We start from the raw sequence: 22,607 nt of genomic DNA, 5'->3' as shown, positions 1-22,607 counted from the left end.
GGTTCCGTACCCTCACTGTGCGTGCCTTCACGGATTCAGCGCCTTCGTTCCGATCGCGAGCAGGGAGATGTCCTCCTGGGGCGCGTGCACGGGCGCGCACTGGATGTCCCGGAAGTGGCGCTCCAGCGGGTTGCCGCGCGCGAGGCCGGGATTGCCGAGCAGCCGTACCGCCAGCTCCACCGCGCGCACAGCGTGCCGATCGGCCAACACCCTTGTCCCCAGGGCCTGTTCGGGGGTGTAGGCGGTGTCACCCGCGTCGAGGCGCGCCGCTCCGCCGAACACCAGCTCCTCGGCGGCGGTCAGCAGCACCTCGATCTCTCCGGCGGTCCTGCGGAACCGCTCCGTACGGGCCACCGGATGACCGAGGTTGGCGGGCACGCGCTCGTGGGCGAACGTGTGGAAGAAGGACTGCGCGGCCCGCGCGACCCCCAAGTAGAGGGCCGCGAGCGGGAGATGGAGGGCCGCGCCCGCCCGGTTGTCCTGCTCGGCCGCCGCGCCGTACGGGCCGATGCCGATGACGTGCTCGTAGGGGATCTCCACGTCCCGGAAGGTCACGTCGTGGCTGCCGCTGGCCCGCAGCCCCAACTGGTCCCAGCGGCCGGTGATCTCGATACCGGGGGTGCCGCCCGGCACCAGGAAGGTGCCGACGCGCGGCTCCTGTTCGTCGGTGGTGGCCCACACCAGGAACCAGTCCAGGCCCTCCGCGCCGGTCACGAAACGCTTGGTGCCGCTCAGCGACCAGCCGTCGGGAGTGCGCCGGGCGAGCGTCGAGGGGAGGCCGCCGCGCGCAGGGGAGCCCAACTCGGGCTCCACGCGCGCGTGGTTGACGAGCACCGGCCGCTCGAAGGACTCCTTGACGAGCCGCGCGTACAACTCCTCGGGCCAGTGCGGCTGTACGGCCTGCCGGGCGTGGGTGTTGAGGGTCATCGCCGCGATCAGGGCGACGGACGGGTCGCCTTGGCCGATCCGGTGCAGGATGTGCGCGCTCTCCTCGACCCGGGCGCCCCGACCGCCGTACTGCTTCCCTATGGTCGCGGTGAGCAGTCCGGCCTCGTGGGCGATCCGGAGGGACTCGGCGGGGAAGGCGCCCGACTGGTCGTAGCCGGCGGCCAGTTCGGCGATCCGGGCGGTCACAGGGCCTTCTTCAGGTCGGAGTTGAGTGCAGTGGTCCAGAACGACTTCACGTCCAGGTGCTCCTTCAGCGCGCCGAGTTCGGTGAAGGCGTCGGCCACCTTCTGCTGCGAGGCGATCGCGTCGTCGCCGACCGTCCTGGCCTGCGTCGGGCGCTGCTTCTGCGCGGCGACCAGGTCCGACTTGGCCTGGGCCACCGGCTGGTGGGTGGCGTCGGCGGTGACCTTCGCGAAGCCGTCCTCGTGGCCGTCGCGGACGTAGGCGTACGCCCTGGTGATCCGGGCGATCAGATCGGCCGCGGCGGCCTTCTGGGCGGGGCTCTTGAGGACGCTGTCGCGCGCCGACCAGAGGAAGTTGCCGGACAGGATGTCCGCCCCGGAGCCGACCGTGCGGGCGCCCTGCTGGTGGGCCGTGATGATCGACGTGCCGTAGGAGGCGAAGGCGTCGATGGAGCCGCCGTTCAGGGCCGCGAGGCCGTCGTTGGGCAGCAGCGGCTTGGCGTCGATGTCCGACCACTTGAGGCCGGCCTGCTTCAGCAGCTCGTAGAGGAAGTAGTGGGCGGTGGTGTTCTGGACGTAGCCGACCTTCTTGCCCTTGAGGCCCGCGATGTCGGTCACCTTCGAGCCCTTGGGGACGACGACTTCCTGGTTGAGGGTGGTGCCGCGCTGGACGGCGACGACCTTGAAGTCGGGCTTGCCGTCGGCGGCCGAGAAGATCGGCGGGATCTCGCTGGAGGAGGCGAGGTCCAGTGCTCCGGCGCGGACGGCCTGGAGCTGCTTGTCGCCGCCCTGGAAGAGGTTCCACTTCACCTTGTACGGGGTGTCGTCGAGGTGGGCGTACTTGAGGACGGCCTCGTCGACCTTCCAGCCGGTGTCGCCGACCCGCAGGGTCACGGAGGAGACGTCGGAGGAGGAGGAGGAGTCGGCCGTCGCGCTGCCTCCGCAGGCCGCGGCGAAGGGCAGCAGGAGGGCGAGGGCGGCGGTGGACGCGCGCAGGGTGTGACGCAACAACACGGGGTCTCCATAAGGGGGTTCGCAATCAGAGGGGGACGGACGGATCAGGCGGCCTGCGAGGTGGTCGCCCGGTGGGCGAGTTCCTGGCGGACCAGGGGCAGGACGTGGCGGGCGTAGTCGATCGCGTCGTTGAGCGGGTCGTAGCCGCGGATCGAGAGCAGGTCGCAGCCGATGTCGACGTAGTCGAGGAGTGCCTGCGCGACCGTTTCGGGCGTGCCCACAAGGGCAGTTGAGGCGCCGGCGGCGTTGGTGGCGACGGCGGGTGCGGTCCACAGGCAGCGGTCCTGGACCTCACCGCGCTCGGCGATGTCGAGAAGACGCTGCGAGCCGACGTTCGCCGGGCGGCCGGTGGTGCGGTAGTGGCGCAGCAACTCGGTGTTCTTCGCCTGGTCCTTGAGGACGCCGAGGGTGCGGTGGGCCTTCTCCCAGGCCAGTTCCTCGGTGGGCGCGATGATCGGGCGGAACGACACCCAGATACGGGGGTGCGGGCGCCCGGCGGCGTCAGCGACCGCGTTGACGGCGGCGATCTGCTCGGCCGTCTCCTTCAGCGGCTCGCCCCACAGGCCGAAGATGTCGCCCTGCTGACCGCCCACCCGGTACGCGTCCCGCGAGGAGCCGCCGACCGAGATCGGGACCAGGCCTTTCACCGGCTTCACGTCGGAGTAGTAGCCGTCGAACCGGAAGTACTTGCCCTCGTGCGAGACGGGTCCCTCGGCCTGCCACACCTTCCGCAGGATCTGGATGTACTCGTCCGAACGCTCGTACCGCTCCTCCTTGTTGAGGTAGTCGCCCTCCCGGCGCTGCTCCTCGTCGCTGCCCCCGGAGATGATGTGCAGGGTCAGCCGGCCGTTGCTGATCTGATCCAGCGTGGCCAGGGCGCGCGCCGCGTGCGTCGGGAAGATCACGCCGGGCCGGTGGGCGAGGATCGGACGGATCCGCTCGGTGTGGGTGGCGACGAACTGGGCGATCTGGAAGGCGTCGGGCGAGGCCGAGTGGTAAGCGACCAGGGTGTGGTCGAAGCCGCCGTCGTCGAGCGCGCGGGCGTACTTGCGCAGGTGGTCGACATCGAGGCCGGTACGGCTGGAGGCGGCGGGACCCGAGGCCCCGGAGTCGGTGTGGACGGCGCTGATGAACTCGACAGGCATGATCAACTCCTAAGAAGCGAAGGTCACTTGAGCAGGGAGGTGTCGGCGGTCTTCGCCACGTCCACGTTCGGGTCGAGGACCCCGATGCTGTTCATGAGGTCGGCCACCTGCTGGACCGTCGTGTTGACGTCCGACGTGATGGGCAGGACCTGGCTGTACGCGGCGGAGGCGAGCGTCTTCGCGACCGAGGCGTCGGCGCCGTTGCGCTGCTCGATGGCCTTCGCGTACGCGTCCTGGTGGGTGCTGGTCCACTTCAGTGCCGTGCTCAGGCGGTCGAGGAAGTCGCTGAGCGCGGTCTTCTTCGCGGAGTTGGCGAGGGCCTTGTCGGAGGCGTTGATGAACCCGATACCGCTGACCCGGCCGTCCGCGCCGTCGACGAGGAGCTTGCCGCCCTGCTCCAGACCGACGGCCTGGTAGACGCCGAAGGTCGCCCAGATCTTGATCTTCCCGGAGGCGAACGCGGCCTGCGCGTCGGTCGGCAGCAGGTACTGCACCTTGACGTCCTTGTAGCTGAGCCCGTTCTGCTTGAGGACGTTGGCCAGCAGGTACTCCGAGACGCTGCCCTTCGCCGAGGACACCACGACCTTCTGGCCCTTGAGGTCCTGCACGCTGTCGATGCCGGAGTCCTTGCGGACGACGATCCCGACGTGCGTGCCGTCGTTCTTGAGGGCGGCCACGTTCTTGATCTTGACGCCGCCGCTGAGGGCCTGGAGCGCGGGCAGGTCGGCGGAGTAACCGGTGTCGGCGGCGTTCGCCTGCACGGCCTGGTAGAGGGGGGCCGCGCCCTGGAACTCTGCCCACTTCACCTTGTACTTGGCGCCCTTGAGCGCGTCCGAGGCGGCGATGATGGTCTGGAGGGTCTTGGCCTGGTCGCCGATGGTGAGGGTGACCTGCCCGCCGGATGCGGTGTCCGCCGAGGAGTTGCCGCCGCAGGCGCTCAGCGCCAGCAGGGCGGTCAGGCTCAGGGTGGCGGCGGCGATTCTGCGGATCACGAGGGGGTTCCTTCCAGGGTGCGGGTCACGCCGAGCCAGTTCAGGAGGCGGGCGCGCAGGGTCACGAACTCGGGGGCGGTCAGATCACGGGGGCGCGGCAGGTCGACGGTCAACTCGTGGGCGATACGGCCCTCGTCCATCACCAGCACGCGGTCGGCGAGCAGCAGCGCCTCCTCCACGTCATGGGTGACCAGGAGGATCGCGCACCCGTGCAGCCGCCACAGCTCGGCGACGAGCGCCTGCACCTTGCCCCGGGTCAGCGCGTCCAGGGCGCCGAACGGCTCGTCCAGCAGCAGGAGTTCGGGCTCGCGGACCAGGGCGCGGGCCAGCGACACGCGCTGGGCCTGACCGCCGGACAGCGTCTTCGGCCAGACGGTCGCGCGCTCGGCGATGCCGACCTCGTCGAGCGCCTTCTCGGCGAGCGCCCGGTCCGGGCGGCCCGGCAGACCGAGCACGACATTGCGCCACACCTTCAACCACGGGAGCAGACGCGGCGATTGGAAGGCCGCGCTGCGCCGCGCGGGCACGGTCACCTCGCCGCAGATCTCGTCGTCGAGCCCCGCGAGGATCCGCAGCAGCGTCGACTTGCCGCAGCCGCTGTGCCCGAGCAGGGCCACGAACTCGCCCTCACGGATGTCGAGATCGAGGGCGTGCAGCACGGTGTTGCCGTCGAAGGCCCGCGAAAGGCCCCGTATCTCCACGGAGTTGGCCATGGTTACGCCTCGCCCTCGAAGTTGGCCCGCCAGGTCAGCAGGCGGCGCGACAGGATCCGTACGGCGAAGTCGCAGGCCAGCCCGAGCAACGCGTACACGACGAGGCAGAGCACGATGACGTCGGTGCGGAAGTACTGCTGGGCGTTGCTCATCAGATAGCCGAGCCCCGCGTCCGCGTTGACCTGCTCGGCGAACACCAGCGCCAGCCAGGCGGTGGACAGCGCGTACCGGAGTCCCACGAGTGCCCCGGGCAGTGCGCTCGGCAGGATGACGTACTTGATCAGACCGAGCCGGCCGAGCCCCATCATCCGTGCGGCCTCGACGAGTTGGGCGTCGGTGGAGCGGATGCCGCCGTAGATGTTGAAGTACAGCGGGTAGGTCACACCGAGTGCGACCAGGGCTATCTTCGGGGTCTCCTCGATGCCGAACCAGACGATGAACAGCGGGATCAGACCCACCCAGGGGATCGCCCGGAACATGCCCATCGAGGAGTCGATGACGTCCTCGCCGAGCCGGAACAGCCCGGCCGTCAGCGACAGCACGAGCGCGACGCTCGCGCCGATGAGGAATCCGATGGCGGCACGGCGGCCCGACGCGGCGATGGCGCGGGGGAGTTCACCGTCCTTCGTCAGGTCGAGGGCCTGTCGGATGACGTCGACGGGGGAGGCCAGCACGGACTCGGGCAGCACTCCCGTGGCGGAGGTCAGGAACCACAGCAGCACGAGGCCGACCGGTCCTGCGGCCCGCCGCACGGAGCGCGGGACGGTGAAGCGGCGGGCGGTCCTCGCCGTGCCCCGGATGGTGACGCGGGCCGCCGCTGCCGGGGCCTTGTCCTCGGGGGCCGACTGCGCGGGCAGCACCGCCGCGTTCAGCGGTTTCGTCGTCATGGCCGGCCTCCCGTCGCCGCCGGGCGGGCGGGATCGGCGGACCAGGCCGACCAGGAACCGGGAAAGAGCGTCGCCTCGAACCCGGCGATCTCCAGCGCCGCGATCTGATGGGCGGCGGTGACCCCGGACCCGCAGTACACACCGATGCGTGACGCGGCCCCGGCACCCCGATCCTCGAACCGCTTGCGCAGCTCCTCGGGCGAGCGGAAGGTCCCGTCCGCCGTCAGGTTCTCCCCGGTCGGCGCGGACACCGCCCCCGGGACATGCCCCGCGCGCGGGTCCACCGGCTCGACCTCACCCCGGTACCGCTCACCGGCGCGAGCGTCCAACAGCAGCCCGGAGGCGGCGAGTTCGGCGGCGCCGTCGGCGTCGGTGATCGGCAGCGCACCCGCGCGGAGTACGACGTCGCCCGGTTCCGGATCGGCGGTGATCCCGGACTCCAGCGGCAGCCCGGCCGCGCGCCAGGCGCCCAACGCCCCGTCCAGCAGGGTCACGTCGCCGACGCCGGCGTAGCGCAGCAGCCACCAGGCGCGGGCCGCCGCCGTGTTGCCGAGGTCGTCGTAGACCACGACGGGCCGCCCGGTCCCGATGCCCCAGCGGCGTGCCGATTCCTGGAATTCCGCGAGGTCCGGGAGCGGATGCCGGCCGCCCTCCGGACTCGCGGGCGCGGCCAGTTCGGTGTCGAGGTCGACATAGACCGCGCCGGGGATGTGACCGTCGGCGTAGTGGTCGCGGCCGTAGGGATCGCCGAGTGCCCAGCGGACGTCCAGGAGCACCGGCGGCTGCTCGGTGCCGAGGAGTTCGGCCAGCTCGGGGACCGTGGTCGTCACGCGGCGGCTCATGTCAACTCCACGGCGATCGCGGGGAGTTCGGGGGAGAGACGGAGCCGTTCGAGGAAGAGGACGACCGTGGCGGCGACGGTGCGGTGCAGGGCGTCGTTGAGGACGTCGTGCCGGCCGTCCACGAAGGTCACGGTGTGCACGTTCGGGTGACCGTCGTAGACGCTCAGCGCCCGGTCGAGCGGGCTGATCGTGTCCTCCTTGCCGTGCAGGGCCAGCACCGGGGCCCGCACCTGATCCAGGCGCGGCTCGGGCGACTCGGGGTTGTCGCCGATGGCGCCCCGGCGGAACTCGGGATCGTTGGTGAGACGCCCCTGATGGGTCGGGCAGGCGGTGCGTGCCGCGGCCTCCTCCTCCCAACTCCCCGCCGTCCAGGTGCCGGTGGGCAGCCCGGCCAGGATCAGTGCGTCGATGCCCGCGGTCTGCTCGGCGGCGAGCTGGAGGGCGTATCGCGCGCCGGTGTCGGAACCGACCAGCACCTTCGGGCCCGGCAGCGACTCGTCGGCGAGCAGCTTGGCGGCCTGCTCCAGTACGGCGGGGTCGGCGGCCGGGTCGTCGAGGGCGCGGACGCGGTAGGCGTCGTAGCCGAGCCGGCGGCCGAACCGCTCGTAGACACCGCCGTGTTCGCCCCGCCCGGCCAGCACGATCAACGTGCCGCGCGCGGCGAGGCCTTCGGGTTCGTCCCAGGACGAGACGGAGTGAGAGGGCATGGGGTGGCAACTCCCAACGAGGGGCGGGGGAGGGGAATCCAGCAAGGGGGAGGGGAAGCGAGCAGGCCGGAGCCGCCGTCACGTGTCAGTGCGCAGGGCGGACGTGATCAGCGAGAACTCGGGAAGGGTGCCGCGGAGAGGCGGTTGGTCAACGACAGCGCGCGCTGCACGCCACGCCGAAGTCGATGACTCGGCGCTGCGTCAGAAGGGCAGCGAAAGCGGTCGTGTGCAGCATGCGCTCATCATGACCGGATCCGACCGATCGCGTCCAACGATGATTCTGCATCGAAATCGATCAGTTGTCGCGATCGATGACCGGAACGACTACCGTCACCGGCATGCCCCAACCTGTCCTCGACATCGTGGCCCTGCGCAGCCTGACCGCGATAGCCGACTGCGGCGGCTTCCATCGCGCGGCCCGGGCTCTCGCCCTGAGCCAGTCCGCGGTCAGCCAGCACGTGCGCAGGCTGGAGAAGACGCTCGCCCTGCCGATCGTCGAGAGGGAAGGGCGCGGCACCCGGTTCACCCCCGAAGGGCGACTGCTCCTCGAACAGGCCCGCCGCATCCTCGCCGTGCACGACGAGGCCGTACGCACCCTGCTCGACGTGGACGGCGACACCATCACGATCGGCTCCACCGAACACGCGGCCGACCAGTTTCTGCCACGGCTGACCGCGGCCGTCCAGGAGGTACGGCCCGGCTGCCGGGTCCGCTTCCGCATCGACCGCTCGGCCCGGCTCGTCGAGGCGGTGGAGCGCGGCAGCGTCGACGTCGCGGTGTACGTCACCGAGGCCGCCGCCACCGAGGGCACACCGGTCGGCGGCCTTCCGCTGACCTGGCACGCAACGCCCGGCTGGCGGCCTCCGGCCGCGCCCGCGCCCGTCCCGCTGGTCGCCATCGAGGACCCGTGCGCGATCCGTCGCCGCGCGATTTCCACGCTCGCCGCGCACGGGGTTCCGGCCGCGGTCGTCGGCGACGCGGGCTATCTCGCGGGCGTCCTCGACATCGCCCGCACCGGCCAGGGCGTCGCCCTGCTCGCCGCCGTCGGATCGGCCCCGGACGGGCTGACCCCGTACGACGGCCTGCCCTCGGTCACCCCGATCCCCATGAGCGCGCTCGCCCGCCCGGGCGCCGACCCGGCGACGGTCGATGCGGCCTTCGCCGCCGTACGGGATCTGCTGCGCTGAGGCGCGCCGCGGTCGCAGATCGGCCGGAACTGCCCCCTGTGACGGGGTAGTCCGAGGCGTTTCGGAGGAAAGATGCCCCGGGGAGATTCGGATGGTGAACCGATTCGGATGGCGAGCCGACCCCGATGGTGATTCCGATTCCGGAAGGGGGCGCGATCGTCGTGAGGGCCGTCCTGCTCGGTACCGCCGCCGGTGGCGGTTTCCCGCAGTGGAACTGCGCCTGCGCGCTGTGCGCGGCCGCCCGCGACGGGAAACTGCCCTCCCGTACCCAGGACTGCGTGGCCGTCACCGGCAACGCGCGCGACTGGTGGCTGCTCAACGCCTCACCCGACGTCCGTACCCAGCTCTCCGCCATCCCCGCTCTGTGGCCCGGCCCCGGCCCGCGCGACACCCCCGTGCGCGGTGTGCTCCTCACCGATGCCGAGCCCCACCACGTGGCCGGTCTGACCGTGCTGCGCGGAGCGGCGGGTCTCAAGGTGTACGCCCCGCAACCCGTTCTCACCGCGCTCACCCCGGCCCGGGCCGCTCTCGACCGCTACGCACCCTGGGAGTGGGGCGACGGCCTCGCCGAGGACGGGTTCGTGCTCGCCGGAGGGCTGGTCGTCACGGCCCATCCGGTGGGCGACGGGCCACCCGGGTACGTGCCGCCCCGCCGGCCGGACGACCGCTGGGCGGTCGCGTACCGCGTCGAGGATCTGGCGACCGGCGGAGCCTTCGTCTACGCACCACGCGTCGCCGCCTGGACGGACGCTTTCGACGACCTGCTGGAGACGGCGGACTGCGCGGTGCTTGACGGCACCTTCTTCGGTACGGACGAGGTGGGCACCGGGCATGTGCCCGTCACCGGTCCCGGCGGCAGCCTCGCCGTCCTCGCCCGGTATCCCGGTGTCCGCCGGATCTACACCCACCTGGACCACGCGAACCCGCTGCTCGACCCCGGCTCGACGGCGCGGGCGCAGGTGAACGGTGCGGGTGTCGAAGTGCTCGTGGACGGAGCCGAGTTCGTGGTGTGAGGCGGCCCGGCCGGGCCGCGGCTACTCCTGCGCGCTGTCCAACATCCTTGCCAGCACGCCCCGTTGAAGCGGCAGTACCTCCGCGTGCAGATCGCGGCCCTTGCGGGTCAGCGCGACCCACACCCCGCGGCGGTCCTCGACGCACACGGAGCGTTCCACGAGGCCGTCCTTCTCCAGCCGGCCGATGAGCCGGGAGAGCGCGCTCTGGCTGAGATGGACCCGCCCGACCAGGTTCTGCACCCGGCACTGGTCGCCGTCCCGGGGCGCCTCGGACGCGAGCATGTCCAGCACCTCGAAGTCGCTCGCGCCCAGCCCGTGCGGGTGCAGCACACGGTCGATCTCGCACATCGTGCGCGCGTGCACGGACAGGATGTCCCGCCACTGGTCCTCTAGTTGCCGGGCACCGGCCGACTTCACTGCCATACCTGCACGGTAACACCGATCCGGCCAATCGTTGAGTCTGCAACTAGTGCGCGTGCAAGTAGCGTCCGCGGGTGGCCGGCCCCGTCCGGCGGCGGTGTCAGGCGGCCGGATTCTGGGTGAGCCCGACGAAGTTCCCGTCCGCGTCCTTCACAAAGGCGATCAGCTTGCCGCCGCCGACGTCCTGGACGTCCTGGACCAGCTCGGCCCCGGCCTCCACGAGAGCCGCCACCCGTGTCCGGATGTCGTCCACGGTCCAGTACGGCACCGGTCCGGTCATGCCCCGGGAGTGCCCGTTCGGGTCGAGACCGACGTCCTGGCCCGCGGCCTTGTAGCCGACGTAGTACGGCTCGTCCGCGTACGGTTCGACGCCCAGCAGGGCGCCGAACAGGGCCTTCGCGCGGTCGAGGTCCTTGACGGGGTAGATGATCGTGTTCAGGCCGTCGGTCATGGCGAGCTCCTCCGTGAAGCGTGGTCCGGCGGATTTCGCCGGTGAATTCAGGCTAGGACGGGGGAGCGGGCGGAGGCTTCTCCAATCCTGACCGGCTGCCGTGCGGGGACGGTCCGTCACCGGTCGCCGTGCGGGGCGGATCAGTCGCCCACCGCCGTGTCCGGCGGGCCCGTCGACGATCCCGGCCGGTCCGCCACCCGCCCCGGGGCCGATGCGACCCCTCGTCCGGGGGAGGATCATCTCCGTGACCCGCGACGCGGAGGTCACGGCGAGGCCGGAACACCGGAACAGGAGGCACACCGACGTGCAGCAGGACGAGACCGGACTTCCGTCGCCCGCGCCCGGAGGCGCACTGCTGCTCCGGCACCGTCCGGCCCGCCCGCGGGCGGCCGTCCTGGTCCTGCACGGCGGCCAGGAGACGAGCCTCCGCGCCGCCCGGCCCTGGCAGCTCGCCGCGCTGCGCATGGGACCGTTCCTGCGGGCGGTGTCCGGCGCGCTGCCCGGCGACGACGTCCTCCTCGCCCGGGCCCGCTACCGAGTGCGCGGCTGGAACGGCGAGCGCGCCGACCCCGTGCGGGACACCCTGCGCGCGCTGGACGAACTCGCCGAACTGGCGGGCCCCGTACCGACCTTGCTGCTCGGCCACTCCATGGGCGGCCGGGCCGCCCTGCGCGCCGCCGGTCACCCGCAGGTGCGCGGTGTGGTCGCCCTGGCACCGTGGTGGCCGTCCGGCGAACCGGTGGAGCAGACGGCGGGCCGACACGTCGTCTGCCTGCACGGCGACGAGGACCGCGTCACCTCACCCACCGACTCGGCGGACTGCGTGCGCAGGGCGCGAACCACGGGGGCCCGTACCGGAATGGCACTCATCGGCGGCGGCGACCACGGCATGCTCCGCCGCCACCGCCTCTGGCACGACACCGCGGCCGCCCTCGTCGCCCACCTCCTCGACCCCGCCGGCACTCCGGACCCACTGCCCGAGGAGTCCTACGGAACGGCCGCCTTCCCCGTGCTGTGATCAGGTGACCGAGGGGCCGGACCACCCGGCGGCCCGGCCAGTTCCGCGGCGAACTGCGCTCCCGTGAGCAGCGCCAGGTTCGACAGCCACAGCCAGACGAGGAAGACGACGATGCCGGAGAGCGAGCCGTAGAGCCTGCTGTAGGCGCCGAGTGTCGAGGCGTACGACGAGAAGCCCGCCGAGACGGCCAGCCACAGCGCGGCGGCCAGGGCGCCACCGGGCAGGGTGTGCCCGCGCCGGCGCGCCGAGGCCGGGCCGGTGTGGAAGACGACCACGACCAGGAGGACCACCAGGCACAGCAGCACCGGCCAGCGCAGCAGACTCCACGCCCAGGCCGCGGTACTGCCCATGCCGAACATCCGGCCGACGACCTCCGCCAGCGGGCCGGTCAGCAGCAGGGTGAGCGAGCCGACGAGGAGCAGCCCGAGCAGCAGGAGCGCCGTGAGCACGATCCGGTGTGCCTTGCGCCAGGTCGACCGCCGGTCCTCGGTGTGGTGCATCCGGTGCAGGGCGCGGCGGAACACGGCGAGATAGCTGGAGGCCGACCACAGCGCGCTGCCCGCACCGGTCACGAGCAACGGCCAGGCCGTGCCGTCCGCGGCCAGCGCGTGGGACAGGACGGTGTGCAGATCGGCGCCCGAGTCGGCCGGGGCGTAGGCGGCGACATGGCTGATGAACTCCTGGGCGGTGTCCGGGCTGATCATCCCGAACCCCAGGACCGTCGCCAGCATCGCGGGGAGAACGGCCAGGATCGCGTAGTACGTCAGCGCCGCCGCGTAGTCCGTGATGTCGTCGTTCCACAGCGCGACCGGCGTCCGCCGCAGCGCGGGCCACCACGCGGCGGGCGGCCGGACCGCGATCATCGCCGCGAACGGTGTGCTCATGCCCATCCACCTCTCCCCAGGTTCCCCGTCTGCCCGTGTTCGGCTTCTCTACTCCACGCGGGTCCTTCGGCAGATCATTCAAGAACTGGTAAAGAAGCGTCAAGAACATGTAAGGTCCACGGAGATCGGCGAGGAACAGGGAGACACGTCATGGGCGCTCCACGCGTGAGCAGTACGCCGTTGCCGGGGATCGGTGTCCGCTACGACCTGACGACCCGTGAGCAGCGCGTGCTGTCGGTGGTCGCGCACCGGGACGGCGAGCGGACCCTGAACGCCTACCGCTCGGACGATCCGGATGCCTGCGCCCTGTCCGTACGGCTCACCACGGGGGAGACGGCCGCGCTGGTCGACGCCCTGCTGCCCGAGCACCACAGCCCGAACCTGCTGTCCACCACCGAACTGGGCCTGGTCGCCGAGCGCATTCAGCTGTCGGCGCTCTCGTACTGGAACGGGCGGGTCCTTGGCGAGACCAGAATGCGCACCGAGACCGGCGTCTCGATCGTGGCCGTGCTGCGCCGGGCCGAGGCCGTCCCCTCCCCGACGCCGGACTTCCGGCTGGCCGGCGGGGACACCCTGATCGTGATCGGCACGCGCGAGGGCGTCGGGTCGGCCGCCGCGATACTCGGTCGGGAGTGAGCGCGATGCACTCCTCCGCGAGGTTCCTGATCGAGTTCGGCGCGATCATCCTGGCCCTGGGACTGCTGGGCCGGTTCGCCGCACGCTTCCAGTTCTCCCCGATACCCCTCTATCTGCTCGCCGGGCTCGCCTTCGGCGAGGGCGGGCTGCTGCCGCTGGGCACCAGCGAGGAGTTCGTCGCCATCGGTGCCGAGATCGGTGTCGTCCTGCTGCTGTTGATGCTCGGCCTGGAGTACACGGCCAGCGATCTCGTCTCCAACCTCAAGACCCAGTACAGCGCGGGTCTCGTCGACGCCGCCCTGAACGCACTGCCCGGCGCCGCCATGGCCCTGCTGCTCGGCTGGGGACCGGTCGCCGCGGTGGTGCTGGCCGGGGTCACCTGGATCTCCTCCTCCGGCGTCATCGCCAAGGTCCTCGGCGACCTGGGCCGCCTCGGCAACCGCGAGACCCCCGTCATCCTGAGCATCCTCGTCCTCGAAGACCTCTCGATGGCCGTCTACCTCCCGATCGTCACCGCACTGCTCGCCGGCACGGGCCTCGCCTCGGGCAGCCTCACCCTCGTCGTCGCCCTCGGCGCCGCGGCCCTGGTCCTGCTCGTCGCGGTCCGCTACGGCCGCCACATCTCCCGCTTCGTCTCCAGCGACGACCCCGAGAAACTGCTGCTGGTCGTCCTGGGCCTGACCCTCCTGGTCGCCGGTCTCGCCCAGCAGCTCCAGGTCTCCGCCGCCGTCGGCGCGTTCCTGGTCGGCATCGCCCTGTCCGGGGAGGCCGCGGAGGGCGCGCACAGCCTGCTCTCCCCGCTGCGGGACCTGTTCGCCGCCGTGTTCTTCGTCTTCTTCGGCCTGCACACCGACCCGGCGAGCATCCCGCCCGTCCTGCTGCCCGCGCTCGCCCTGGCGATCGTCACCGCGGGCACGAAGATCGCCACCGGGTACTGGGCGGCCCGGCGCGCGGGCATCTCCGCCAAGGGCCGCTGGCGGGCGGGCGGCACGCTGGTGGCCCGCGGCGAGTTCTCCATCGTCATCGCGGGGCTCGCCGTCACCGCCGGCATCGAACCCTCGCTCGGCCCGCTGGCGACGGCGTACGTGCTGATCCTGGTGATCGTCGGCCCGCTCAGTGCTCGCTACACCGAGCCGCTGGCCACCCGCCTGACCGGACGCCGACGGGACAAGGCCACTCCCGTGGCCGACACGAACACCACGGCTCCGGAGCCCCACGAGGTGGCGTAGCCCGTCGGCGCCTCACCAGCCCGTCAGGAGCAGGTGGTTGAGGAGCAGGGCCAGGGCGGCCTGCGCGGTGAGCCAGGCGCGGGGCCGGGGGAGGAACGCGCAGGCGGGCAGCAGCCACATCGCGAACGGCAGCCAGATGCGCTCCGTCTCCGCCTTGCTCATGCCGGAGAGGTCCGCGACGAGCAGGGCGAGCAGCGCGGCGAACACCAGCAGGGCGAGCCGGGGTCGGGGCGGGGCAATGCGCACACCACCCCGCAGTTCCGGGAGTTGGGTGCCGGCCCGCCGCAGACCCGCCACCGTCGCCGGGCCCACGATCAGCACGGTGCAGGCCAGGTTCGCCCACACCCAGTAGCCGTACGGCCGGATCCCGCCGACGCCTTCGTAGTAGCGGGTGATCAACAGGCGGTACGCCTCCCACCAGTTGAAGCCGAGCAGCGTGAACACCACCGGTACGACGGCGAGTCCGGCGACGACGTACGGGAGCGGACGAAGCCGCCGCCGCCCGAGCAGCAGCGCGGCGCCCGCGATCACCGCGAACAGCGTCAGCCCGTACGACAGATACGCGGTGAGCCCGAAGAACAGCCCGGCGGCCAGGCCGGCCGAGCGCGGCCGGTGTCCGGTGACCGCGAGGGCGAGGAACGCGACGGACCAGGCGGCGACCGCCGCGAAGTAGCCGTCCGCCGAGGCGCCCACCCACACGGCGGCCGGGGCGAGGACGAGGAACGGGGCGGCGCGGCGGGCGAGTTGCTCTCCGGCGAGCGCGCGCACGGCGACGAGGACCGCCGCGCCCGCCGTCGCCCCGACGGTGATGCACCAGACGCCCGCCCAGCCCCCGCCGCCCAGTCCGATCCGGTCCAGGAGGACGAAGGTGACGGTGGCCGCCGGGGGGTGTCCGGCGATGTGCGCGGGCCAGGGCGCGGGGGAGTGACTGAGGATGTGATGGGTGAAGTCGCGCAGGGTGGCGGGGATGTCGTGGAAGCGGCCGATCACCGTCAGGTACTCGTTCGGGGACGTCAGTCGTCCCGCGATGCCCCGCTGCCAGCCGTCGACCAGGGCCAGCGAGAACGTCCACGCCATGGCGGTGCCCCACGCGGTCGACAGCAGTGTGCGCCAGGGCAGTCGGGCGGCCAGGACGGGACCGTACGCCACCACGGCGACCGCGACGGCGAGCGCCGCCGGGGTGCCGGGGCCGACGTGCGGCTCCCACCGGGCGAACACGGGCGGCCAGGCGACGAAGAGCGAGTGGTGGCGGTCCTGGATCGCGGTGCCGACCAGCACCGCCACCAGGACGAGCAGCGCGGCGGCCAGGGCGGCCGACAGGTCGCGGACGTGGTCGCGCCGGCGGTCCTCCGGAGCGTCATGAGGACGGTCGGCTGGGCGGGCGCCGTGGTGGCGCTCACGGTCTACGAGAAGATCGCGGTTCACACCGCCACGCTAGGTCGGGGTGTGCCCGGCGGAGCCGCCGCCGCAGCAGACGTCAGGGTTTCGTCATGGATTGCGAACCCGTTCGCGGGGTGTCCCCGGCCTACGGTCGGGACATGCCACGCTCCCCCTCCTCGCCCGCCTTCTGGCGCAGCCCGCTGCGCGGCCCCTGGTTCACCTCCGTGCTGGGCGTCGTGCTGCTCGTCGGGATCACCGTGCTGTTCGTGACGGGTCTGCTGTCGTACGCCGCCTACAACCCGGACCTGTCGCCGGTGAACGACCAGACCCCGGACAAGGGCCTCCTCGGCTTCTATCTCTTCGCCTGGCCGACCGACCCGTCCTGGCTGTACCGCCTCACCCAGGGCACCCACGTCACCCTCGGCATCGCGCTGATCCCCGTCCTGCTGGCGAAGCTGTGGTCGGTCGTCCCCAAGCTCTTCGCCCTGCCGCCGGCCCGCTCCCTCGCCCACGCGCTGGAACGGCTCTCGCTGCTGCTCCTCGTGGGCGGCGGACTGTTCGAGTTCACCACCGGCGTGCTCAACGTCCAGCTCGACTACGTCTTCCCCGGCTCCTTCTACCCCCTGCACTTCTACGGCGCCTGGGTCTTCTTCGCCGCCTTCCTCGCCCACGCCGTCCTGAAGACCCCCGCGGCCCTGCGCAACCTGCGTCACATGAGAGGCGAACACCCGCCGGAGGAAGGGGAGTTGGTCTCCCCGAACCCCGCCGAACCCACCGTCTCGCGACGCGGTGCCCTCGGTGTGGTCGGCGGCGGATCACTGCTGCTGTTCGGTACGACAGTGGGCCGCGGCTTCGACGGACCGCTGCGGGAGACGGCCCTGCTCGCACCGCACGGCGGATCCGAACCGGGCTCGGGACCCGGCGCCTTCCAGATCAACAAGACGGCCGCCGCGGTCGGGATCGACGCGAGGGAGACGTCCGAGGACGCATGGCGCCTGGTCGTCGAGGGCAACGGCCGCACGGTCCGCCTCGGCCGGGCCGCGCTGCTCCGACTCCCGCTGCACAGCGCCGCCCTGCCCATCGCCTGCGTGGAGGGCTGGTCGACGTCCGACCAGTGGTGGCGCGGCGTACGGCTGCGGGACCTCGCGGCGCTCGTCGGCTACGAGACGGACACGGCACCCGACGTCCTGGTCGAATCCCTGCAACGGCACGGGGCGTTCCGCCGGTCCGCCCTGCGCGACAACCAGGTCCGCGACCCGCGCTCGCTGCTCGCCCTGTTCGTCAACGGCGCGGACCTCACCCCCGACCACGGCTACCCGGCACGCGTCATCGTCCCCGCGGCACCCGGCGTGCTCAACACCAAATGGGTGGCCCGTATGACCTTCGGAGACCTGTGATGCGCATTCCGTTCAGGCGGCCGGCCCTCGGCAGTCCGCTCCAACTCCTTTTGCTGGCCTGCTCGTTCGCGCTCGCCGGGTACGCGGGGGTGCGACTGCTCGCGGACGACTGGTTCGGGGTGGCGCTGTGGTTGGTGGGCGCGGCCGTGCTGCACGACCTGGTGCTGGTGCCGTTGTACGCGGGCGCGGACCGGGCGCTCGCACGGGTGCTGGGCAACGCAGGACACCGGGAGCGGACGGGCTACGTCCGAGTCCCGGTCCTGCTCTCCGGCCTCCTGCTGCTGGTGTGGTTCCCGCTGATCAGCGGGCAGGTCGCGGACCGCTACAGGTCCGCGACCACGCTCTCCGGCGACGGGTTCCTGTCCCGCTGGCTGCTGGTCACGGCGGCGCTGTTCGGCGGCTCGGCCGTACTGCTCGTCCTTCGGTCGCTGCGGTTGCGGAGGGCGAGGAAGAAGCGCCCGTCGGCCGTCCACTGACCCTCCGTGCGCCACCCGGCCCAGCCGGCGTGGCGCACCAGGGCCGGAGTTCCCAGACGGGCCCACGGGAAGGACGTACCGGAGGCTCCACGGCCGTCGGCGACCCGCACCCGCACCCGTTCGTCCACGTCGACCGGAGCGGTCTCCACGACCAACAACCCTCCATGGGTGAGGAGTTGGGACATCCGCCGGAGCAGGGCGTGCGGGTCGCCGCCGATCCCGACATTGCCGTCGATGAGGAGGGCGGTGTCCCAGCGGCCCTCGCCGGGGACGGGCTCGAAGACGGACCGGCGCAGCGCCTGCCCGCCGAGCCGGACGGTGTGCGCGACGGCGGCCTCACTGACGTCGATGCCCAGCACCGGCCGCCCCTGCGCGGCGAGCGCCGCGACGAGCCGACCGGGCCCGCATCCCACGTCGAGCACGGCCCCCTCGCACCGGCGCAGCACCTCCCGGTCCGCCGCGTCGGCCTCCGCGCACCAGCGCTCCACCTCCAGGGGCAGCAGCCAGCCGTCGTTACGGCGCAGGAAGAGCGGACCGCGACCGGTGCGCAGGGCGTCGGTGTACGGGTCGGCGGACCAGGGGCGTGCGGGGGAGTCCGAGGGCGGGCGGTCGACGCGCGCGGTCGCCGGGCTGGTGGCCTCGCCGGTCGGCACCGGACGCGCCGCACTCACCTGCCGACTCCCGTCCTCAGCCGCGCCAGTTCCTTCGCGAACCGGCCCTCCGGTGCGTCGGCGGCGACCAGTTCGGCGTCGTGCGCCGTGTCGACGTCGCGCAGGGGCGGGAGGTCGTGGACGCGCAGGCCCGCGGTGGTGAGCCGGGCGCGCTGGACGGCGCCCGTGGTGGGCGTCGACATCGGCACGCCGCGCAGGAGCGCCGGGTCCGGGTCGGCGAGGCCCAGCGCCCAGAAGCCCCCGTCCTCCGCAGGCCCGAAGTACGCGTCGCAGTCGGCGAAGTCGACGGTGAGGAGCGCGGGTGTCACCTGCGGCGTGTCCATGCCGATCAGCAGCGCGGGCCCGGAGCAGCCCGCGAAGGCGGCGGCGAGCCGTTCGTCGAGCCCTCCGCCGCACTGCGGTACGACGTCGAAGCCCGGCGGCAGCCAGGGGCCCGGCGCTCCGTCCAGCACCAGCACCCGCCGCCGCGCGGGCGTCGCCAGCAGCACGTGCAGGGTGTCGACGAGCGACGCCTCGGCGAGCGCGGCGGCCTCCTCGGGCGTGAACGGCGGAGTCAGCCGGGTCTTCACCCGTCCGGGCCGCGGTTCCTTGGCGATGACGAGAAGGGTGGTCACCGGGAAGGGGCTCCTTGAGGTGAGGGGGCGACTGTCGGCACGGTCGCGGGTGCAGGGGGTTCGGCCAGCACCCGGCGCATGTCCCGTACCGCCTGCCAGGTGCCGCGCCAGGTCCCGGTGACCTTGGAGGCGCCGGAGCGCGGCAGATACGGCACGTCGTGCTCGGTGACACGCAGGCCGGCGTCGGCGGCACGCACCACCATCTGGAGCGGATAGCCGCTGCGGCGGTCCGTGAGGCCGAGCGCGAGCAGATCCGCGCGGCGGGCGGCCCGCAGTGGCCCGAGGTCGTGCAGCCGCAGTCCGGTGCGGCGGCGCAGCATCCGGGCCAGCGCGAGGTTGCCCGCCCGGGCGTGCGCGGGCCAGGCGCCGCGCCCCTGCGGCCGGCGTCGGCCGAGCACGAGATCGGCCTCGCCCTCGCGTACCTCGCGGACGAAGTCCACCAGCAGGGACGGGTCGAGCGAGGCGTCGCAGTCGCAGAAGCACACGATGTCCGCCGTGGCGGCCAGCAGCCCGGCATGGCAGGCGGCGCCGAACCCGCGGCGCTCCTCACGCACGACGGTGGCGCCGAGACCGTGGGCGATTGCCGCGGAACCGTCAGTGGATCCGTTGTCCACGACCAGCGCGCGCCAGCCTCGCGGGATGCGGGCCAGCACCCAGGGCAGGGCCTCGGCCTCGTCGAGACAGGGGAGGACCACGTCGACGGGCGCCGGGTCCGGTTCTGGTGGGGGAGGTGTCGTCACGGCTCTCACCCTACGAGCGCGAAACGGGCATACCGGACTTCGGGTCCTTACGAAACACGGACGTCGGGGCAGCGGAGTCGAGCGGCGGACGCGGCCGGTGGGACCCTGGACCACATGCAGCAACCGTACGAATCCCCAGGTGCCGTACCCGCCCCGAGCGGGCCCGCGCACCCGATGCGCGTCCTCGTGGTCGACGACGATCCGACCGTCGCCGAGATCGTCTCCGGATACCTCGACCGCGCCGGATACGTCGTGGACCGCGCCGAGGACGGGCCGGGCGCGCTCGCCCGGGCCGCCGCGCACTGGCCGGACCTGGTGGTCCTCGACCTGATGCTGCCGGGCATGGACGGCCTGGAGGTGTGCCGACGGCTGCGCGGCCACGGACCCGTGCCGGTCATCATGCTCACCGCGCGCGGCGACGAGGACGACCGGATCCTCGGCCTGGAGGTCGGCGCCGACGACTATGTCACCAAGCCGTTCAGCCCACGCGAACTCGTCCTCCGCGTGGAGTCCGTGCTGCGCCGCAGCGGCCCCCCGGCCGCCACCCGCCCGCTGCGCTCGGCGGGCCTCACCGCCGACCCCGCCGCCCGCCGCGCCACCAAGAGCGGTACCGAACTCGCCCTCACCCTGCGGGAGTTCGACCTCCTCGCGTTCTTCCTGCGGCACCCCGGGCGGGCCTTCAGCCGGGAGGACCTGATGCGGGAGGTGTGGGGCTGGGACTTCGGCGACCTGTCGACCGTCACCGTGCATGTACGGCGGCTGCGCGGCAAGGTCGAGGACGACCCTGCCAGACCCCGCCTCATCCAGACGGTGTGGGGCGTCGGCTACCGCTTCGAGCCCGCGAGCACCGGCTCCGTCGAGGAGGGCTGATCATGCGCGACATGCTGCTCATCGCCCTGTTCGCCTTTCTGGGCGCCGCCGGGGCCGGGGTGCTCGGCGCGGGCGCGCTCCGGCTGCTGCGCCGGCGGTCGCTCACCGCGTCCGTGTCCGTGGTCGCCGCGGTCGCCGTGACGGCGATGTTCGCGGGCACGCTGGCGGTGGCGCAGGCGATGTTCCTGTCCTCGCACGACCTGTCCGTCGTCACCACCGTCGTCGCCATGGCGGCCGTGGTCTCCCTGGCCACCGCGCTGCTGCTCGGCCGCTGGGTCGTCGCCCGCAGCCGTGAACTCGCCCGCGCCGCGCGGGACTTCGGCGACGGCGGCGACTTCTCGGCTCCCGTGGGCCCGGCGACGGCCGAACTGGCCGAGCTGAGCCGGGAGTTGGCCGCGACCAGCGCCAAGCTCGCCGAATCCCGAGACCGCGAACGTGCGTTGGAGTCCTCGCGCCGCGAACTCGTCGCCTGGATCTCCCACGACCTGCGCACCCCGCTCGCCGGTCTGCGCGCGATGTCCGAGGCCCTGGAGGACGGTGTCGCCGCCGACCCCGACCGCTATCTGCGCCAGATCCGCACCGAGGTCGAACGCCTCAACGACATGGTCGGCGACCTCTTCGAACTCTCCCGCATACACGCCGGGACCCTCACGCTCTCCCCGTCCCGGATGTCGCTCTACGACCTGATCGGCGACGCCCTCGCCGGCGCGGACCCCCTCGCCCGCGAGCACGGGGTGCGGCTGGTCGGCGACCGGATCGTGTCGGTACCGGTCGAGGTGGACGGCCGCGAGATGAGCCGGGTCCTGGGAAACCTGCTGGTCAACGCGATCCGCCGGACACCGGCCGACGGCACGGTCGCGGTCGCCGCCGAGCAGTCCGCCGAGGGCGTGGTCCTGTCGGTGACGGACGGCTGCGGCGGTATCCCGGAGGAGGATCTGCCGCGCGTCTTCGACACCGGCTGGCGCGGCACCCACGCGCGGACACCCCCGGCGGGGGCGGGCCTGGGCCTGGCGATCGTGCGCGGCATCGTGGAGGCCCACCAGGGCCGGGCCGCCGTACGGAACGTGTCCGGCGGCTGCCGCTTCGAGGTGACGCTGCCGATGGCCGAGGGGTGACCGCGCAAGACGCCCCCGGCCGGCCGGCTACCGCTCCCCGCGCAGCTTCGACACCGCGAACTCCCGCATCCCCTCCGGGAACGGAACCTCCGCCTTCCACCCCAGCCCGGCGCGCAGACGGGCGGAGTCCGCCGTGATGTGGCGGACGTCGCCGAGCCGGTACTCCCCGGTCACGACGGGCTCGGGCCCGCCGTACGCGGCGGCCAGCACCCGCGCCATCTCGCCGACGGTGTGCGGGTCGCCGCTGCCGGTGTTGTACGCGGTCAGCGCCCCCTCCCGGGGCTCGGCCTCCAGCGCCGCCACGTTCGCCGCCGCCACGTCCCGTACATGCACGAAGTCCCGCCGCTGCCCGCCGTCCTCGAACACCTGGGGCGCCTCACCACGGGCGAGCGCGGACCGGAAGAAGGAGGCGACCCCGGCGTACGGGGTGTCGCGCGGCATCCTCGGGCCGTACACGTTGTGGTAGCGCAGCGAGATCGCCGAACCACCCGTGACGCGGGCCCAGTTCGCCGACAGATGTTCCTGGGTGAGTTTGGTCGTCGCGTACACGTTGCGGGGGTCGACCGGCGCGTCCTCACCCACCAGCCCCGGCGTCAGCTCCTCGCCGCAGCGCGGACACCGGGGCTCGAAACGCCCCGCGTCCAGATCGGCCACGGCCCGGGGCCCCGGCCGCACCGGCCCGTGCCACTCGCAGGCGTAGGACCCCTCGCCGTAGACGACCATCGACCCGGCGAGCACCAGCCGGCGCACCCCCGCGGCGGCCATGGCGGCGAGCAGCACCGCCGTACCGAGGTCGTTGTGCGAGACGTAGTCGGGCGCGTCCCCGAATCCCGTGCCCAGTCCGACCATCGCCGCCTGATGGCATACGGCGTCCACGCCCCGCAGCGCATGCGCGACCGCCTCGCCGTCGCGCACGTCCGGCCCGTCGCGCAGGTCGAACACCACCGCCTCGTGTCCGCGCGCGGTCAGCGCCTCGACGACATGGGACCCGATGAACCCGGCACCGCCGGTGACCAGTACTCGCATGGGTCAGACGCTAGGACCGCAGACCCGGCGCACGGCAGTGTCAAGGCCGT

General features: G+C 72.6%; 24 protein-coding genes. 8 read left to right on the top strand and 16 right to left on the bottom strand.

Annotated elements, in window-relative coordinates; all coding sequences use genetic code 11:
• Positions 1-27: 27 nt before the first annotated feature.
• The 8 genes from ACWDEW_RS18595 to ACWDEW_RS18560 are packed head-to-tail and all read right to left on the bottom strand — an operon-like array spanning position 28 to position 7,430.
• Positions 28-1,134 carry an acyl-CoA dehydrogenase family protein gene (locus ACWDEW_RS18595; protein ID WP_450514048.1) on the bottom strand — a complete coding sequence of 369 codons (1,107 nt, stop codon included), beginning with the start codon at positions 1,132-1,134 and terminating at the stop codon, positions 28-30.
• A complete protein-coding gene (locus ACWDEW_RS18590) occupies positions 1,131-2,144 on the bottom strand; it encodes an ABC transporter substrate-binding protein (protein WP_450514047.1) in 1,014 nt (337 codons plus the stop codon). The genes ACWDEW_RS18595 and ACWDEW_RS18590 overlap by 4 nt, the downstream gene beginning before the upstream one ends.
• 44 nt (positions 2,145-2,188) lie before the next feature.
• Positions 2,189-3,289 carry an LLM class flavin-dependent oxidoreductase gene (locus ACWDEW_RS18585; RefSeq protein WP_450514046.1) on the bottom strand — a complete coding sequence of 367 codons (1,101 nt, stop codon included), beginning with the start codon at positions 3,287-3,289 and terminating at the stop codon, positions 2,189-2,191.
• 23 nt (positions 3,290-3,312) lie between these two features.
• Positions 3,313-4,281, bottom strand: a complete 969-nt coding sequence (locus tag ACWDEW_RS18580; RefSeq protein WP_450514045.1) for an ABC transporter substrate-binding protein — start codon at positions 4,279-4,281, stop codon at positions 3,313-3,315.
• Positions 4,278-4,994, bottom strand: coding sequence for an ABC transporter ATP-binding protein (locus tag ACWDEW_RS18575; protein ID WP_450514044.1), 717 nt, complete (start codon positions 4,992-4,994; stop codon positions 4,278-4,280). The genes ACWDEW_RS18580 and ACWDEW_RS18575 overlap by 4 nt, the downstream gene beginning before the upstream one ends.
• Positions 4,995-4,996: 2 nt before the next feature.
• Complete coding sequence (locus ACWDEW_RS18570; protein WP_450514043.1) at positions 4,997-5,881, bottom strand: ABC transporter permease; 885 nt, start codon at positions 5,879-5,881, stop codon at positions 4,997-4,999.
• Positions 5,878-6,723, bottom strand: coding sequence for a sulfurtransferase (locus ACWDEW_RS18565; RefSeq protein ID WP_450514042.1), 846 nt, complete (start codon positions 6,721-6,723; stop codon positions 5,878-5,880). Before ACWDEW_RS18565 ends, ACWDEW_RS18570 begins: the two co-directional genes overlap by 4 nt.
• Positions 6,720-7,430 (bottom strand): alpha/beta hydrolase, encoded by a 711-nt coding sequence (locus tag ACWDEW_RS18560; protein WP_450514041.1) that lies wholly within the window; start codon positions 7,428-7,430, stop codon positions 6,720-6,722. Before ACWDEW_RS18560 ends, ACWDEW_RS18565 begins: the two co-directional genes overlap by 4 nt.
• A gap of 338 nt (positions 7,431-7,768) precedes the next feature.
• Between ACWDEW_RS18560 and ACWDEW_RS18555 the strand changes: the two genes are divergently transcribed.
• Positions 7,769-8,617: a LysR family transcriptional regulator gene (locus ACWDEW_RS18555; RefSeq protein WP_450514040.1), complete on the top strand. Its 849-nt coding sequence runs from the start codon at positions 7,769-7,771 to the stop codon at positions 8,615-8,617.
• Positions 8,618-8,742: 125 nt separating this feature from the next.
• The gene (gene pqqB / locus ACWDEW_RS18550) at positions 8,743-9,630 is read left to right on the top strand and encodes a pyrroloquinoline quinone biosynthesis protein PqqB (protein ID WP_450514039.1); all 888 of its coding nucleotides are present in this window, start codon (positions 8,743-8,745) and stop codon (positions 9,628-9,630) included.
• Between the two features lie 21 nt (positions 9,631-9,651).
• Here pqqB and ACWDEW_RS18545 read toward each other — a convergent pair whose 3' ends face one another.
• Positions 9,652-10,053 carry a MarR family winged helix-turn-helix transcriptional regulator gene (locus ACWDEW_RS18545; RefSeq protein WP_450514038.1) on the bottom strand — a complete coding sequence of 134 codons (402 nt, stop codon included), beginning with the start codon at positions 10,051-10,053 and terminating at the stop codon, positions 9,652-9,654.
• 97 nt (positions 10,054-10,150) lie between these two features.
• Positions 10,151-10,501, bottom strand: coding sequence for a VOC family protein (locus ACWDEW_RS18540; protein ID WP_019075909.1), 351 nt, complete (start codon positions 10,499-10,501; stop codon positions 10,151-10,153).
• 304 nt (positions 10,502-10,805) lie between these two features.
• Here ACWDEW_RS18540 and ACWDEW_RS18535 point away from each other — a divergent pair, with 304 nt between their 5' ends.
• Positions 10,806-11,519, top strand: coding sequence for an alpha/beta hydrolase (locus tag ACWDEW_RS18535; RefSeq protein ID WP_450514037.1), 714 nt, complete (start codon positions 10,806-10,808; stop codon positions 11,517-11,519).
• Here the strand turns inward: ACWDEW_RS18535 and ACWDEW_RS18530 are convergent.
• Positions 11,489-12,409, bottom strand: coding sequence for a YihY/virulence factor BrkB family protein (locus ACWDEW_RS18530; protein ID WP_450514036.1), 921 nt, complete (start codon positions 12,407-12,409; stop codon positions 11,489-11,491). The genes ACWDEW_RS18535 and ACWDEW_RS18530 overlap by 31 nt on opposite strands.
• Positions 12,410-12,553: 144 nt before the next feature.
• Here ACWDEW_RS18530 and ACWDEW_RS18525 point away from each other — a divergent pair, with 144 nt between their 5' ends.
• Both ACWDEW_RS18525 and ACWDEW_RS18520 read left to right on the top strand, forming a co-directional pair.
• Positions 12,554-13,039, top strand: a complete 486-nt coding sequence (locus ACWDEW_RS18525) for a cation:proton antiporter regulatory subunit (protein WP_450514035.1) — start codon at positions 12,554-12,556, stop codon at positions 13,037-13,039.
• A gap of 5 nt (positions 13,040-13,044) precedes the next feature.
• The gene (locus ACWDEW_RS18520) at positions 13,045-14,268 is read left to right on the top strand and encodes a cation:proton antiporter (protein WP_450514034.1); all 1,224 of its coding nucleotides are present in this window, start codon (positions 13,045-13,047) and stop codon (positions 14,266-14,268) included.
• Positions 14,269-14,280: 12 nt separating this feature from the next.
• On the opposite strand, the gene ACWDEW_RS18515 is transcribed toward ACWDEW_RS18520, so the two are convergent.
• Complete coding sequence (locus ACWDEW_RS18515) at positions 14,281-15,693, bottom strand: hypothetical protein (RefSeq protein ID WP_450514033.1); 1,413 nt, start codon at positions 15,691-15,693, stop codon at positions 14,281-14,283.
• A gap of 113 nt (positions 15,694-15,806) precedes the next feature.
• Here ACWDEW_RS18515 and ACWDEW_RS18510 point away from each other — a divergent pair, with 113 nt between their 5' ends.
• Positions 15,807-17,045 carry a molybdopterin-dependent oxidoreductase gene (locus tag ACWDEW_RS18510; RefSeq protein ID WP_450514032.1) on the top strand — a complete coding sequence of 413 codons (1,239 nt, stop codon included), beginning with the start codon at positions 15,807-15,809 and terminating at the stop codon, positions 17,043-17,045.
• A gap of 322 nt (positions 17,046-17,367) precedes the next feature.
• Here the strand turns inward: ACWDEW_RS18510 and ACWDEW_RS18505 are convergent, their stop codons facing one another.
• The 3 genes from ACWDEW_RS18505 to ACWDEW_RS18495 are packed head-to-tail and all read right to left on the bottom strand — an operon-like array spanning position 17,368 to position 19,555.
• Positions 17,368-18,192: a class I SAM-dependent methyltransferase gene (locus ACWDEW_RS18505; protein ID WP_450514031.1), complete on the bottom strand. Its 825-nt coding sequence runs from the start codon at positions 18,190-18,192 to the stop codon at positions 17,368-17,370.
• On the bottom strand, positions 18,189-18,806 hold the full coding sequence (locus ACWDEW_RS18500; protein WP_450514030.1) for a TIGR04282 family arsenosugar biosynthesis glycosyltransferase: 618 nt from the start codon (positions 18,804-18,806) through the stop codon (positions 18,189-18,191). Before ACWDEW_RS18500 ends, ACWDEW_RS18505 begins: the two co-directional genes overlap by 4 nt.
• Positions 18,803-19,555 (bottom strand): glycosyltransferase family 2 protein, encoded by a 753-nt coding sequence (locus ACWDEW_RS18495; RefSeq protein WP_450514029.1) that lies wholly within the window; start codon positions 19,553-19,555, stop codon positions 18,803-18,805. Before ACWDEW_RS18495 ends, ACWDEW_RS18500 begins: the two co-directional genes overlap by 4 nt.
• A 105-nt stretch (positions 19,556-19,660) precedes the next feature.
• On the opposite strand from ACWDEW_RS18495, the gene ACWDEW_RS18490 reads away from it, so the two are divergent.
• Both ACWDEW_RS18490 and ACWDEW_RS18485 read left to right on the top strand, forming a co-directional pair.
• Complete coding sequence (locus tag ACWDEW_RS18490) at positions 19,661-20,416, top strand: response regulator transcription factor (RefSeq protein WP_450514028.1); 756 nt, start codon at positions 19,661-19,663, stop codon at positions 20,414-20,416.
• Between the two features lie 2 nt (positions 20,417-20,418).
• The gene (locus ACWDEW_RS18485) at positions 20,419-21,531 is read left to right on the top strand and encodes a sensor histidine kinase (protein ID WP_450514027.1); all 1,113 of its coding nucleotides are present in this window, start codon (positions 20,419-20,421) and stop codon (positions 21,529-21,531) included.
• Positions 21,532-21,558: 27 nt separating this feature from the next.
• Here the strand turns inward: ACWDEW_RS18485 and ACWDEW_RS18480 are convergent, their stop codons facing one another.
• The gene (locus ACWDEW_RS18480) at positions 21,559-22,557 is read right to left on the bottom strand and encodes an NAD-dependent epimerase/dehydratase family protein (RefSeq protein WP_450514026.1); all 999 of its coding nucleotides are present in this window, start codon (positions 22,555-22,557) and stop codon (positions 21,559-21,561) included.
• Positions 22,558-22,607 lie beyond the last annotated feature (50 nt).

The organism is Streptomyces sp. NPDC001100 (genome assembly GCF_053598575.1).
The sequence above is the reverse complement of the archived record's forward strand: the minus strand, read 5'-3'. Positions and strand labels throughout refer to the sequence as shown.